This window comes from Nostoc punctiforme PCC 73102, assembly GCF_000020025.1.
Lineage (GTDB): Bacteria > Cyanobacteriota > Cyanobacteriia > Cyanobacteriales > Nostocaceae > Nostoc > Nostoc punctiforme.
In genome coordinates, this window is sequence record NC_010628.1 from 3,252,715 (window position 1) to 3,266,607 (window position 13,893).

Sequence of the window (13,893 nt, forward strand, 5' to 3'; positions counted from 1 at the left end):
TGCCGACAGGTGTCGCCGGAGGTGTCGCACGTTGTCGGAATTAAACAAGCAAGAGGCTTTAAAGTATTTAGGGGTAAGCGATCGCACCCTGGAGAGATGGGTGAAAAAGTACAAAATCGCTGTGAGGTATGAAAATACTGATAGGGGGCGATCGCCTTTCTTTGACATATCAGAATTAGATAGGGTAAAGCTTGAGCGCGACCCCACTTATCGCCCTGCAATTTCGACGGGACTAGTGCCAGTTACTGTTACTCAAGAGGAGCGATCGCTTGCTGCAATTGCTGAAAGCTTAAAAACAATTGCTTGCGCCACCTCAAGCATTACTGCCTATTATCAAGTAGCAGCTATTTTAGCAAAGAAGTCTTTGAGCATAAGAGAAGCTGCGATAATGTCAGGTTTATCTATAAACTTTTTGAAATACCATTTAAAAACGGGTAACTTAGTAGGCAAGAAATTAGGTAGGTCTTGGAGAATTTGCCCTCAAAGCTTTGAGCGTTTTATGGTAGATATTTTTAAAGAGACATGAATTATTTTTGGTTATTTACATTTAGATTTGCTTGCATATCAATGTTTCGTTTGATAGGCACGATTGAAAGCCGATTGCTTGAGCTACGCGAAAAAGAAAATATTGAATATACTTTTAGTTTTGTAGGAGAAAACCTTTACCAGCTTATTCCCTGCCCTAGCAATTTTAGAATCCTTGAAAATTTATCTAATGTAGTTTGGACTCGGAAAGAAGGCGATCACTTGCTAATTAAAATGGAAACACTTACAGCGATTGAAGACCTGGTAATTAGTTTAAATAGCACACACTGACGGATTGTATTCTGAGTAGAATTTGCGGTGGCCGTAGCGTTCTTTAAGAGGGGCGATGCTTACGGCGAGCTTTGCTAACGCTACTCTATCGACTTGCTCCATACGTTCTGGTACGTGTTGGGATGCGTTTCACTATATCAAATAACAGTATGGAAAGCTAAAGGCAGTAAATTTTCCATTACCTTTCCTCAAAATACTGGCACGATTCACAAGGGTCACATCCGCCAGCAGTCCCGGAGTGCAGCGCTGGGATTGCCACAATGCAAGTTATTCTGAATACAAAAGTTGATATCCCAAGCTTAACCGCCTAACGAATTCTTCAGTATTTCGATTGCCCCAGACTGGATTTTTATGATCGATAAGCCAGTTTTGGGAATTGTGACAAATCTGTGTGTGGCATCTTTCGCATGTTGGAAACCAGTTGCTTCCTAAATTATTTTTACCGTAACTGGTATGGTGTAACTCATTATACTTTCGTCTCAAACAGCAGCAACACAAGGAATCATACTTTTCAAGAAACTGACGAGCGATCGCACACTCTCTACTGTAATTGTTGCCGTAGCGCACCGAGTAATCTAATTGCGGTTTAGTAGGTACTCGTGCAGTAGTTCTACTTGTTTGCTGCTTGGTGCGTGTCCCATCATTTCTTCCCATTTTTCTTTGATTAGGTCTGGTGTCGGCACATTCAAGAGTTGGTCTGCCCAGGCAACTAAATCTTTGTGCCAGTCGGTTTGAATATCCTCTGGAGATGCTAAAGGAATAGTTAGAGGAAGTTGGTTGATTTGTCGCAGTCCTTTTGGCTTATTGCCCTTTTTCTTAAATTGCTTGTAAGTGTGGTGGGTGGGATGTATGGCCAAGGATTCGGGAACAGCGCCACTGACAATGCAGCTGTAGGCTAATTCGTCAACGTGTTTCTTTCTGGGGTCATCCTTTTTCCATTGTTTAGCTAACTGTCTTGCAGTGGCATTGAGAGCTATTAGGAGATAGTTATTCCTCATTTGTGCCGAAATATTTAAATCGTTGGCGTTAGACGACTGGTTTAAGGCAATGAAAATTATTTTGTATTTTCTACCTTCTGAACCTAATCGTCTCAGTGCTAGTTCAATAATTTCTTTGTTTGAGAAGCTATCTAGGCAGGCATTAATCTCATCACCAAAGACAATGATTGTCGGTTCTAAATCTAGCTGCTGTTTATTAAGTTCTCGCCGGGAATCGAGTAGCTCAATCAGTAGAATTAATTGCTGTTCAATTAGCGCGAAATCAGCGATCGCATGGATGCCTAGTTCACCCCACAAGACATTGACATTGGCATGAGGGTCAAGAGCTAAAACTTGTGCTGGCTCATCTTTGGTCAACCACCCTGCGACCCAAACCGCCACGGAAGTTTTACCACTACCAGAATTACCAGCAACAATAATCCCTACTGCATCATCAACTAAATCCCGCCAGTCGTAGAATTCAAGCTCACCCACTTTTCCGGGACATAAAGCTTCGTAATCAATTTCTTCGGTCAACTCCAAAGGAACAGGGACAGCCGATAAAAGCCTATTTGCTTCACTCCTGTGCTTTGCTTCTTCTGCCTCACATTTAGCTATCTCTGCCTTAAATTTAGCCAACTGTAGCAAACGCTGATACTCAGCTAATTGATTGTGCTTTTCAGCCTGCTCTCGGTCAAACTCGCGCTCACCTTCACTCTTATCCTTGATGCGAGTAATTTGGTCGTTGCGAGTTACCCGATCCTTTATGTACTCAGTTTCAACAGCGATCTTGTGTGTAGTGATTTCGCGCTGTTGTTCGTTAAGTTGAATTTCTTGATTTAAATCAGTTTTCAACTGCTCAAAATACGCTACAAACTCTTTTTTGTAGCGTTGCAATCGCTTTGAGGTCAGCAGTGTGCTACTGGACAATAAAATTAAACTTGCCATTGCCCAATTCTTAGCAATAGGATTTGTAGCCGGAATTGTCCGCAGCCGCGTTGCTTTGTCAGACAGAATAAAAGTTCCTTGCGGTTGAAAACGCGGATTAGTGGGTACGTAGTTTTCTTGTCTCCAATATCCTTCTGGGATAATATACTGCTTGTCTTGAGTGCAATACTTAACAGCGCGATTATTATTTTTTTTGGGCTTAAAGCAGAATTCAATCACATCATATTTAGTGCCAGACATTGAATAGACTGACAATCCTAAGCCCGTCAAAGACAGAGCGATCGCCAGCCCAATGCTGAATTGATTCTGTTGTTTGAACAACTTCAACCAATCCATCAATATCTCCTAATCATCTTCCAAAGAACTGGTAATAAGGCCAAACCTAAAGATGCTCCCATCACAATCTGCAATTGCAAGTTGATAGTCAGTCCATCGGTAGGCTGTACTTTGATTTCGTAGTTTTTTACTTCAACTTCAAAAGCTTGAATTGATTCATTGGCATATTGCATAAGCTGTCTGTATTCCTTAGTGGTATTCCATGAAATACCAGCAGAAGCTATTAACTTACTACAGCCAAATACTACTCGTGAAATATCTCGTACTTTGTACTCGTTTGAAAGGTCAATTCCAGCTTCTCCGATGTCAATCATGGCGGGAATGGAGCCAAGAGAAAATCCCAACAATCCCGCGCTCATTGCTCCTAAGCCCAAATCAATGGCTAGGAGACATAGAGTTATGTTGGCAGAATTCGCAGTCAATGTAAGTAAAAAATTACGAATTAGTGTAAACGTCGCACAAGCAGATAAATAATCTTTCTCTAGACGATCTAAATAATCTTGATATTCACGAGGCAGTTGACTTGCTTGGGAGTCCTCCTGCTGGTCTATAACGTCCGTTTCAAGTAACATTGGTTTATCAAGAAAAAATTTTTACTACCCACTGCAATCTGACGTGATTGCAGTGGGTTTTATTAAATACCTAAAGCGTTTCGTAGTCGCCGGATTATCCCCATTGGGCTTTTTACCTCTGCTTGATAATCGCGTTTGTGAATTAGAGATAAATCAGCGTTGTCTCCATGCTCTAAAAGATGTTCAGCCACTTTAAGTTCATAGTTTTGGTTTTCCTGCAACTGCTTTAGCTGGATACGCGAACCTTGTTCAAGCAGGCGAACTCGTCCTTCAACATCTTGGATTACCATGTCAGCAAACAGCTTGGCTCTGTTGTAGTCAATTGCCCAGCTATGCCTTCCTTTTTCCATCTCAAGTGAGGCTTTGAACTGTTCCCGCAGTTCATCCATATCATCCAAGTATTTGATGTTGGCAAAGCTAGCTTGACGCTGGGCTTTTTGAATATCCACCTCGGCTTTGCTGCCACTGGCAACAAATTCACCCAAGAATTTATTCCAGTCGCTCTCATTCTTAATTTTCGTTTTTACCGTTTCCGTAATTGCAGGCATGAGGGCGGCAGCCATTTTCCCCTCTTGATACATCGACCCCAGTTTTTGAAGCGTGGCTTGATCGCCTGTCAATGCCTTCTGTAATTCCGCCACAGATACACCAGCAACCCTTTGTGCTGCCTTACCTGCCTTGGTTCTGGTATTGATACGGGTTTTGATGTGTTTCATAGAAAATTCCTTGAGTTACAAACAACACAAGTGGAGTCAGCAACAACAGCAATAGCAAATTGAATTTATGCTGTTGACGATACTCTGCGAAAGTGTCCACCGGGGAGTATCCCCGTGGCGCATTTCGCGCTACTTGCTCAACTAGGGACTTTGAAGAGGTTGAGAATTTTTGCTTCTGTGGTGCGAAATTTGTCTCTAGCTTCTTCTATGCGACCAGAGAAAGCTGTAGCCTTGCTATTGAAGTGTTGGTTGGCTTCTTGTAGGCGCGTGACTAGATACTGTTCCACCTCTTGCATCATTTCATCAGTCTGTTGCAAATCTTGGTCAACTTGGTAATCAACCCAGGCGACGATCGCGGATTTGATGCGATCCTTGAGCGAGGCGCGATCGCTTAATACCCAGTCCATTTTTTGGCTAATCGACTGAACTTCTTCAACCGATAAACTCACTTCTAAAGTGGAAGCAACTTGTTGAATTAAAGTTTGTTTTTGGGTATGACTCAATTCATCATTTGTACTTGCTGGAACTATTTCACTTGAGCCTGACAGTTCATCAACAATCTTAGATATCAAATTCTCTGTAGGTTCAACGTCGGCGTAGTTGCTGACAATAATATGCTTTCTGATTTGGTCAAGAGTAAATCTTTTACCCCGGTTTTTTAGTCGAGTTTGAATTACTTTAATTTTATTTTGGTTCATGGTTATGCAAATAATTTGTACAAAACTTCTCCTAACTCAGCAATAGAATAAGTACCGTCGTTTCGATAACTTATGTCCATGCTTCTAAACGCTCGATAAAACTTATGTTTCGATAAAGACGGACACTTTTTGTAGATGTAATCCTTGATAACCGCGCCCTTAACAGAGCCATTTAGATCGGTGGCTGACTCTACCACCAAATTCAATACATGAGATGCGATCGCCTTCCTTGGTGCGACCCTTTTACACTTAGCGACAAACCGCAAATTATCAATGGTGAGCGGCAACCGAGCATTCACTAACTGATTTTTTAGCTCTTGCCATTGGTAAGCACGGACTGACTTCCCTAAGCAAGTTTCATAAATTATTCTTGTTCTCTCCTTCTGTAGGGGCATATTCTCTCCTTTTTAAAAACTCAGTTGCAACTGACATTTAGTGCAACTTCTTATGCTGTAAGCGCTGTGAACAATTACAAGAGATTTAGTCAACACTTAATGCAAGAAAAGTTGCAGTGCGCTGTCAAATACACTTTTTAGCATCCGTGTGGTGCAACGAAGAAATGAAATAATTAATGGTGCGGGTGCTTTGCACGTTATGCAGGCAGATAGTGCAACGACGGATTTAGAACAGATAATGCAAAGCTAAATTGTAAAATCTGAACAATATTGAGGTAATTCAGGATGAACTGCACAAGGTAAATAATTATTAGCAGAGTAATAGATACACCCATTGCAGTGATGTTTTGTTTCTAGTTCAGCAATCATTTGTTCTACTTTTGCTTCTGCTAACTTGTCTGACACTGCTTGAGAAATTGCCGCCACGCTGATTGTGCATAAACCGATAATTCCAGCATTACCTCCATAAACCACCATCTTTTCAATAGTTAACTCATGAGGTTTTAAGGCATCAGCAAGCCGTGTAACTACTTTGCCTGATAGCCCTAGTATTAAAATCCCAGCGCCTATTGTAGTTACGGTTAATCCCAATCCTCCTAGTGCGGTGGGAATAAGGTTAGATAACTTTTCACGCATACTTTTTACGCCTTGTGCGTTTAGGTTTCGACGGCAGTACAAACCAAATAACTGCCCAAAATATTAAAAGTGATCGCAACAAGAAATTAACCCAAGGGCGTAACGGAGTTTTCCAAAATATCCACCAATGAATAATCCAGTGTGCAAACTTAGACAATGGAACCGTGTCACGTAATGGCATTTCTTTTTGGAAATTACGATAAGTCAAATGATGCACGTTCAGACTCTTTGCCCACGGGAATACGACACAGTGATATTTTGTCAATGCGTGGCATTTCTTACACTTTTCACGCCATTCATCTGAATTGATGTAGACATAATACTGAGGCGATGCCTTCGGCAACCCCTTCGGGGAACGGCTCATGCTTTTGCCACCTCAGCTAGCGATTGAGTTAGTACTTTGGCTGCTTGCAATAACTTGTCCGGCTCCTCTGCGCTTGATGCAGCCGTCAACAACAGATCGCTAGCCTCGTGTATTGTTTCAATGAGTTTGTTGATAATTGCTTTCTGGTTTTTAATCTTGGCGATTAATTCGCTTTGGTTATAGACAGGATTGTTGTTGAACTGGGTTTCTAAGTCTTTGAGCGTGTCCATATTTCAAGAATTAAATAAATTCAGTTGTCCAAGGTATTCGCGTTTCAGCATTTTCTTGTGTGCCATTGCTTTCAAATCCATCCGACAGTGACACACGGAACATAATGCTTTTAGATTGCAGCGCGTACAATCCTCTGGAATATGGTTCAAGTGAGCGGTCGTCAGTACAAATCGAGTAGGTTTAGCATTAATTTCGTGCAGTAAGTCACAGGAGTCTGTGCAATGAACTTTTGGCACAACTCGGTCAATGAACTCACTCAGAGTTTCCCCAACTTTCCTGCACTCCCGCCCACACTCTTCGCATTTCCAGTTGGCTTCGGTTTTGACTTGTAGGGCTATCTCCTGCCAACGGGAGGGATAGCGATCGCGCTGCATCGGCATTTAGTCATCCTGCTTTGTTCTTTTGTGTAAATTTGCAAATGCGGGTGATTCGTGTTCTCTCTCAAGAATTTGCCTAAGTAGCGTGGCCATCGGGATCTTTTTCCACTCAGCCACAGCTTGAAATTCTTCGTAAGCCTTCTCCGAAAGGGTGATGGTCATCTGAAATCTATCTTTGTCTTTGTCTGCCATTGGCTGTAAACCGTGTAATTCCATCACATTATCCATGCATTTGCATCTCCATGCACTCAATAGCTTAAGAATTTTCTAAAACAAAGCATAACACATTCATCACAATTGCGTGGTAATTGTGATGGATATGAGAAGACAGTATGATAAAACAATGGCAGCAATGATTAAACCAAAATTCCAAGTAGGCGATCGCCTTTGCTAACGCCAGCGATCATAAAAAGTGACCTTTCAGGCAAAAGCCCTCCTGAATAACTTTTCAGGAGGGTTTGCTGATAAGAGAACTGCTGACTTCGGGGGTATTCAAGGGAAGCAAAGCCACATACATCTGAGCGATCGCAGATGGTGAGTTAAAAGTTGTTTGGGGCTTCTTCATCACCCCAAACAACCGTAAAACAACGAACTGCCATGAAAGGAGCGATCTCCCTTATTCAAGAAGGACTAGCAAAATTAATCAAAATTATCTAACCTATAGCGAAGTTGATTGAATTTTCTCAACATCAGCTTGGAGTTTTCCTAGTTCCGAGCGCATATTAGCGATCGCCAGTACAATCTCACCCTGCTTGGTAATCACAGCTAGCGCCGCCCCATGCTCTGCTAGCTTGTCTTTGTTTTCAAATATTTGGTCATACAATCTGCCAATATCCCCTTTATTAAAATTGCTTTGCTCTTTCAAGGAAGTTAACTGCTGGTGAATCAAGTTTAGTTGTTGATCGTGTACTGAATCGCGCCGATCGCTATCCGCCTCAACTTTGCCGATCGCTTCTTCCAATCCTTTACTGACACTAGCGATCGCCCCTTCAATCTTGCTTTCCCTAGAATCTTGAACCTGCCAAGCTGCGATCGCTAAAGCAGCAATTCCAATATAATTTCCAGTATCGCTGGGTTTAAACGAGAATGGCATCCCATGAAAAAATAGAATGACAATTAACCCAGCAATCAATATTAATAAAAATTTATTCTTGAATATTAGTTGAAAAAGTCCCATCTTCTTTAATATCTGTTATTTCATTTAAAAAGATAGCTTTAGGATATTGGCGCGGGCCAAAAGTAATCGTGTCTTGATGCTTTAAATCAGCTTGACTTACTCTAGTTCCGTTAATCCAAACCCCGTTGGTGCTTTTGCTTTCTGGAATCATCAGCAACCCATCTATTACGAGGTAATAGGGGGTCTTTTTGCCCCTATTTGGCGGCATCAATACAAAGGTACAATGTTGGCGAGAAACAAATCTATCAATGACCAAAATGTCGCAGCTAGAGTGTTTTCCCAGGACGTAAATAGATAAATTTAAATCGTAGGTGATAGGAGGGAGATCGTTATCTAAATAAATTAATAGCTGATAACGCATAACAAGAAATTAACATTACCTGTTCATGGTAACGATACTGTTATTTTTTTGGCGGGTCTTGGATTGAATCAATATTGACATTGCCCCTGACATTTGTAGAATCACTGCTACCACCCCTTGCTAATCCTCCGGCTGCTGCGATCGCTCCTACTCCTGCATTTATTACCAATGCTTGATTTGCTGAGTTTATCCCAGGCGCGATCGCCGCAACAATAATAATAAAAAGACCAGTCAACGCCAGAAAACCGGGGGTGCTGGCCTGAATAATCTCAGGGTTCCATCGAGCGGAGTCGAGATGTTTCACAGCTTGTCACCAGAGATAATGGTCGTCAAGAAAACATAGTTATCGTTGGCTTGATAACGCAGGTCAGATTTCACGACTTTCATAAATTCCAAATGCCCAACAGTCTGCTGCCCAACCAAGCACCCAGCACTAGCACCATCTACGTGAGCCATATCATAACCCCAGTGCTGGTTAACGGCGTAGTCACTCCCCTGTACAACGCGATCGCCTGTTCGCATTCCGTCTTTATTTTTATCCCTATACCCGACAATTTCCCCACACTGCACCAAAGCTTCATGGGTTTTGTGCCACCCTACTCGCCAAGCTTTGTATTGCCCAAAGGCGATTCTGAAAGCGCCATCAGGGTTAAGAGGAGCATTGGTGTATTTTAATCCGGGTTCGGTGGTGGCTACCCATTTGTGGGCGATCGCGGGGATATTTTTATTTACTACAAGGATTAATCTTAAATCGTTCCACTCGTTCATGGCATCGGCGTTGGGCGTGCCATCAGGATCGCACCCCTCTGCATACACAATATTAGGGTGATTCTCGTCAATCCAATAGTCTTGAGAAAGCATATACTTGGCGATCTTGCTTGCAAAATCACCTTTACTCAAATCGAGTTGTGGCTGTGGAAGAGATTTTAGTTGCAGGAGTTCGTCTGTTACTTCAATGCTTTTTGTGATGTGCAAGAGTTCGGCGATCGCCCCAATGGTTTGTGGACCAACTTTACCGTCAGCCACACCAGAGAGTAATTTTAAATTAATTAGTAGTTGCTGTACTTGCACTGCTAACTTGGTGTCAGCAGCAATTTCAGAAATAGTTGTCATACGCCACCAAGCTTACAATTAACTTGGCGCTCTCCCGCGCTTGCTTGATTGTGGCTTCTGGTATTTTTTTTTACCACTGCAAGTTCACTGAAAGCAAAAAGACAGGGATTTCCCTGTCTTTTGGTATTTGTACTGGAATAAGCTAAAATCAATACGCGTAGGCGTTCGCGCAGCGTCTCGTAGCTTGCCGCCGCAGGCATCGCTTTTACCCTACAAAATGCGTATTGTGGGCGGACAGGGATCGCCCTAAAGATTCCTTACCTGCCCCATCGGGACATGACACAGATATTGACTATTTCGGCATCACCTAATCCAGTGGTTTCTGGTGAATTGTAGCTTCTACAACTTCTATTAATTTGTGAGCAATATTCCTGATAAAGATAATTCTTGGGTGTTGGCTATTAAGCAAAATCTCTTCATCTGTTGTGTAACCATAATGCTTGGCTTGAATCGTTAAAAAGCTTATTAACAAATCCTCTTTTTGCTTGTAGCTGAATTTCATGAATCACCTCCAAATTCTTTGCGCCAATTTTCAGCCCACATGAATTTGCATTCCATAGCCGAAGCACATTCCAAATCTTCAGGGCGATCGCCCACCATAACCATCTCCTCAACATCTTCACCACCATCCTCTACAAACAGTTTCACAAGTTTAAGCATTCCTGCATTTGGTTTGCGAAATTCCCCAATTAATTGCATTTCTCTATCACTAGTTTCGTAGGCATCAAACTGAGAAACTTTCCAGCAATCGTTACCTTCAAAATCGGGACAAAAATAAATTGCTGTTAATTGGGGCAGTAGTTCAAGGGTGAATTGCATCTCAGCGATAGTGCCCTCAATTGTTTTGCGAGGTTTACCTGTTTCTGGATTAATTGCAGCACATCCGCCTTGATTAGAGATTCCCACAATTAGCCATCCCAACGCAGCAAAGTGCGCGATCGCCTTATCTGCACCATCAATTATTTTTACATCAGTTGGCGACTGCTTAAAAGTGTGTCCACTGATGGTTTCTGTTAAAGTTCCGTCAATATCGACAAATAAAATGTTCATCCTATTAACCTCAGTAGCTATAAAACAACACGAATTTTAAACTTTAAAAGAAAAACCCACAGATGATAAATATTAGCCTCATCAAAAAACTTTGATTCAGGAGGGAATACCTCCAGCGCAACTATCAGACGGAAAAATTGAAGCAGGAGTAATATTGATTGGCGTTAACAAATCCGAATAATTACGTAAAATGCCTCCAATTGTAACTGTCTTTACATTAGGTACTCTTTGAGATAATTGCAAAATAACTGCTTCATTTGAGCAATATTTCGCAGATTCAGATATTAAACCTATCAATAAATCTTGCTCAGGGTTTAATCTTTTTACACTTACAGTTGGACTATAGTCAACCCTTAAAGACCGCTGCCACACTTCAGCCCATTTCTTTTGCGATAAATACCCGTGACCAAAATACGAAGCTTTCACTATCATTAAAATATGAAAGCAAGGGCGAATATTACCACCACATCTTTGAGTCACCTCAACAAACTTAATCCACCCTATTCCTGGGAAAATTTTAAGCTTAACTAACCTACGAAGTGATTCGTTCATCAAATCTAAAGTTGTTCGTAACAATTCATCGGATGAACAGTCATTCGCCAGAAGAGTCAAAGATACCCACCGCGCATTGGAATAATCAGCCAAAATCTGAGGTAAAATTCTATAAATTTTATTTTTTGCATGAGACTTTACCAACAGCGTTTATTCCTATTTTTTGCTAACCAGCCATTCTTTTTTATGGTCGCCAATCATGAGAAAAACAAAGTTCCCATACCTAAAATAACCATCTTTGCAAGTCGGTAATCTTTTGTAATCTAATATTTTTAACACAACGTCTCTTGGTAAAATTACTCTGCCAGATGACATCTTCTCCAAGAAAGCATAACCAGCAAGCCATTTAGCTAGCCTTGGCAGGTTTTCATACTCACAAGTAATATACAGCAAGTCAACTGTAGTCAGAGGGAATAATCCTGTGCTTTCTGCTAATTCCATCTGTTCACTTTTAATTGAATCAGTTGGATGGATTGATTGGATGGATTGATTGGATGATTGATTAATTGGATAGTTTAATTCATGGGCGGATCTATCCAAAACACCTAATTGGTACATTCTAATGAAAGTCTTGCGTCCTTCCTTGAAACTATTCACACCAGCATTTTCAAGAAATTTGTTTAAGGTTGTACGGCTTTTAATGCCGTAACGAAGCATAACGTCTTCAGTGCTGACTGACTGTAAATCTAAAGTATCCATCCATTCATCCACCCAGTTAGTTTATCGTGTTTTGTGAATATCTGGAAATTTTCTCACTTGTAAATCTTCTGGAAACTCTGAAATATCGCCACCTTTGCGATCGCTCGTTTTAAATTGGTAATCGGTGCTTGGTACGCCAGCGATATAAGGCAATGATTCGATACAATTACTGCCCAACTGTTTTACAAAAACTGGAACCTCAGCAGCTTGACACTGCCTAGTAAGCGATCGCACCCAGTCGATGTGGCAAACTCTTGCATCTTTCCCTGACTCACCACCAACGATGACCCAATCTGGTGATGATTCCCACCTTGACCCTACTTTTAAGGCAAATTTACCTTCCTCATATTCATACAGCCCAAATACCTCAGATAAATCGATTTCTTCTAAAAGCGGTTCACAACTAAGAAAACGCACCTTAGCAGGAATTTGCAATAGAATAGGAATGCGTTTGTCTGCCATTTCTTGATTTTCACAAGTTACTCCAAACCACACATTTTTAAGTGGGAGTTCTGGCTTACAAACTAGATTTCCAGCATCTTTAATTCTTTGCGCTAAATTAAAATTCTGAAAATACTTCAGAGCGTTCAATGGACGTTTAGTTAAAACCTGGAATATGTGCCAGTGCGCTGCTGCCATTATTCCGAAAACGCGATCGCGCCACTGGTCTGGCACGTTTTCATGGAATAAATCGCTCATTGAGCAAACAAATATTCGTTTAGGCTTCTTCCATGACAAAGGCTTGAGTAGTGCCGATTCTGCAAATTCTACAGTTCCATTCCAATCTTTTACTTTTTGGTATTGTGGAAATTGTTGCAGTCTTGCGGATGCTGCTGCTGTGGATGCATAGCAATTTTGACATCCTGCGGAAATGCGAGAACACCCAACTATCGGGTTAATAGTCTCATCTGTCCAAGAAATATTTGTACTCATTTTTCTTCTTTAACTAAGTATTATTTGCTGCATCTTCATCAAGGCATCGACTAACCCATCGATAGACTGCATCAGATTCACTCATCCCTTGAGCGATCGCCCTTAATACATTTTGTTCGTAAGAGGCGATGCCTGCGGCGGGCTTCTCTACGAGACGCTGCGCGATCGCCTGCGCCTATCGACCTCTCATCATCCTCTTGAAAAGGCGATCGCTGTATCCTGTGCTAGACATCAAAATTTTTCTGCAACTTCCCTACAAAATCCAACAATTCTGCATCAGTTAAAAGGCTTCGCCCTACCTTGCTATAATTTTTTAACAGGTATTCTTTGCCTTGAGAAGCGCTCCAGTTCAAGTCAGCAATCAGGCGATCGCTCTCTGCTAGTAACGTTTCTCGTGAGGCTTTTGGTGGTTGGCTCTTTACCAAAGAGGGGGGAGCGTTATTACCCTCAAGCCTAGCTTTAGTATCCTGGATAATTCCCGCCCAGTCAGCGCTAGGGTTCCATTCTGCTTTTACTCTAGATTTAGTCGTCGCGTCATAAACGCGACAAAAAACCACGTTTTCTTCACCAGCAGCGCAGCCAATAATTAGAGGTTTAGTAAGGTCTTCAACGAGGGCGATCGCAAGTAGAAATGTTTTTGCAAAGTTGGTTTCAACGCCAGTACGGATAATATAGGTTTCGTTGGAGTTAATAACGATATCAAGCTTGACGTTTTCTTTGCCCTTGAACTCCCTAGATGTTAACCGCAACTCCGATAAATAGCCGCACAGCCCCGTATTGTATTCGGGCGTTATTTTTTCTTTGTCAAAGTCGTAGTAGTACCATGTGTAACCGTTGCCTTCCATCTCTCCACTTTTGATGTAGAGATATATTGGTTCAGGCGCTTTACAAAACCCTAATTTAATTTCAGTCGTCATACTTTTTTAAACTCCACAATCCATA

At 41.6% G+C, this 13,893-nt stretch carries 21 protein-coding genes; 2 read left to right on the forward strand and 19 right to left on the reverse strand.

The annotated features are described in order from the left end of the window. Window positions 1-31 precede the first annotated feature (31 nt). Window positions 32-526 (forward strand): MerR family transcriptional regulator, encoded by a 495-nt coding sequence (locus NPUN_RS13195; RefSeq protein WP_041565374.1) that lies wholly within the window; start codon window positions 32-34, stop codon window positions 524-526. Between the two features lie 41 nt (window positions 527-567). Further along, window positions 568-816 carry a hypothetical protein gene (locus NPUN_RS13200; protein ID WP_148220311.1) on the forward strand — a complete coding sequence of 83 codons (249 nt, stop codon included), beginning with the start codon at window positions 568-570 and terminating at the stop codon, window positions 814-816. A 575-nt stretch (window positions 817-1,391) separates the two neighbouring features. On the opposite strand, the gene NPUN_RS13205 is transcribed toward NPUN_RS13200, so the two are convergent. The 19 genes from NPUN_RS13205 to NPUN_RS13305 form a co-directional block, all read right to left on the reverse strand. Next, entirely contained in the window at window positions 1,392-3,077 is a 1,686-nt protein-coding gene (locus NPUN_RS13205; protein WP_012409166.1) for an ATP-binding protein, read from the reverse strand. Continuing rightward, window positions 3,077-3,649 (reverse strand): hypothetical protein, encoded by a 573-nt coding sequence (locus NPUN_RS13210; protein WP_012409167.1) that lies wholly within the window; start codon window positions 3,647-3,649, stop codon window positions 3,077-3,079. The genes NPUN_RS13205 and NPUN_RS13210 overlap by 1 nt, the downstream gene beginning before the upstream one ends. A 62-nt stretch (window positions 3,650-3,711) precedes the next feature. Beyond that, window positions 3,712-4,365 (reverse strand): hypothetical protein, encoded by a 654-nt coding sequence (locus NPUN_RS13215; RefSeq protein ID WP_012409168.1) that lies wholly within the window; start codon window positions 4,363-4,365, stop codon window positions 3,712-3,714. 137 nt (window positions 4,366-4,502) lie between these two features. Beyond that, window positions 4,503-5,063 carry a hypothetical protein gene (locus NPUN_RS13220; protein WP_012409169.1) on the reverse strand — a complete coding sequence of 187 codons (561 nt, stop codon included), beginning with the start codon at window positions 5,061-5,063 and terminating at the stop codon, window positions 4,503-4,505. Between the two features lie 2 nt (window positions 5,064-5,065). Then, window positions 5,066-5,458: a hypothetical protein gene (locus NPUN_RS13225; RefSeq protein ID WP_012409170.1), complete on the reverse strand. Its 393-nt coding sequence runs from the start codon at window positions 5,456-5,458 to the stop codon at window positions 5,066-5,068. A gap of 246 nt (window positions 5,459-5,704) precedes the next feature. Beyond that, a complete protein-coding gene (locus tag NPUN_RS13230; RefSeq protein WP_012409171.1) occupies window positions 5,705-6,094 on the reverse strand; it encodes a hypothetical protein in 390 nt (129 codons plus the stop codon). Between the two features lie 360 nt (window positions 6,095-6,454). Beyond that, entirely contained in the window at window positions 6,455-6,688 is a 234-nt protein-coding gene (locus NPUN_RS13240; protein ID WP_041565376.1) for a hypothetical protein, read from the reverse strand. 3 nt (window positions 6,689-6,691) lie between these two features. Further along, a complete protein-coding gene (locus tag NPUN_RS13245) occupies window positions 6,692-7,069 on the reverse strand; it encodes a hypothetical protein (protein WP_041565377.1) in 378 nt (125 codons plus the stop codon). After that, entirely contained in the window at window positions 7,070-7,294 is a 225-nt protein-coding gene (locus NPUN_RS13250) for a hypothetical protein (protein WP_041565378.1), read from the reverse strand. It lies immediately after the preceding gene. A 430-nt stretch (window positions 7,295-7,724) separates the two neighbouring features. Continuing rightward, entirely contained in the window at window positions 7,725-8,243 is a 519-nt protein-coding gene (locus tag NPUN_RS13255) for a hypothetical protein (RefSeq protein WP_012409173.1), read from the reverse strand. Beyond that, the gene (locus NPUN_RS13260; protein ID WP_041565379.1) at window positions 8,212-8,604 is read right to left on the reverse strand and encodes an FHA domain-containing protein; all 393 of its coding nucleotides are present in this window, start codon (window positions 8,602-8,604) and stop codon (window positions 8,212-8,214) included. The genes NPUN_RS13255 and NPUN_RS13260 overlap by 32 nt, the downstream gene beginning before the upstream one ends. 40 nt (window positions 8,605-8,644) lie before the next feature. Further along, on the reverse strand, window positions 8,645-8,908 hold the full coding sequence (locus NPUN_RS13265; protein WP_012409174.1) for a hypothetical protein: 264 nt from the start codon (window positions 8,906-8,908) through the stop codon (window positions 8,645-8,647). Continuing rightward, a complete protein-coding gene (locus NPUN_RS13270) occupies window positions 8,905-9,717 on the reverse strand; it encodes a hypothetical protein (RefSeq protein ID WP_012409175.1) in 813 nt (270 codons plus the stop codon). Before NPUN_RS13270 ends, NPUN_RS13265 begins: the two co-directional genes overlap by 4 nt. A 307-nt stretch (window positions 9,718-10,024) precedes the next feature. Beyond that, window positions 10,025-10,219 (reverse strand): hypothetical protein, encoded by a 195-nt coding sequence (locus tag NPUN_RS13280; RefSeq protein WP_041565381.1) that lies wholly within the window; start codon window positions 10,217-10,219, stop codon window positions 10,025-10,027. Next, on the reverse strand, window positions 10,216-10,767 hold the full coding sequence (locus tag NPUN_RS13285) for an HAD hydrolase-like protein (RefSeq protein ID WP_012409176.1): 552 nt from the start codon (window positions 10,765-10,767) through the stop codon (window positions 10,216-10,218). The genes NPUN_RS13280 and NPUN_RS13285 overlap by 4 nt, the downstream gene beginning before the upstream one ends. A 96-nt stretch (window positions 10,768-10,863) precedes the next feature. Then, window positions 10,864-11,463, reverse strand: a complete 600-nt coding sequence (locus tag NPUN_RS13290) for a protein rep (RefSeq protein WP_041565382.1) — start codon at window positions 11,461-11,463, stop codon at window positions 10,864-10,866. Window positions 11,464-11,475: 12 nt separating this feature from the next. Further along, window positions 11,476-12,018, reverse strand: coding sequence for a hypothetical protein (locus tag NPUN_RS13295; protein ID WP_012409178.1), 543 nt, complete (start codon window positions 12,016-12,018; stop codon window positions 11,476-11,478). Between the two features lie 21 nt (window positions 12,019-12,039). Then, entirely contained in the window at window positions 12,040-12,951 is a 912-nt protein-coding gene (locus NPUN_RS13300) for a phage Gp37/Gp68 family protein (RefSeq protein WP_012409179.1), read from the reverse strand. Window positions 12,952-13,175: 224 nt separating this feature from the next. Then, a complete protein-coding gene (locus tag NPUN_RS13305) occupies window positions 13,176-13,868 on the reverse strand; it encodes a hypothetical protein (RefSeq protein WP_012409180.1) in 693 nt (230 codons plus the stop codon). Window positions 13,869-13,893: the final 25 nt, after the last annotated feature.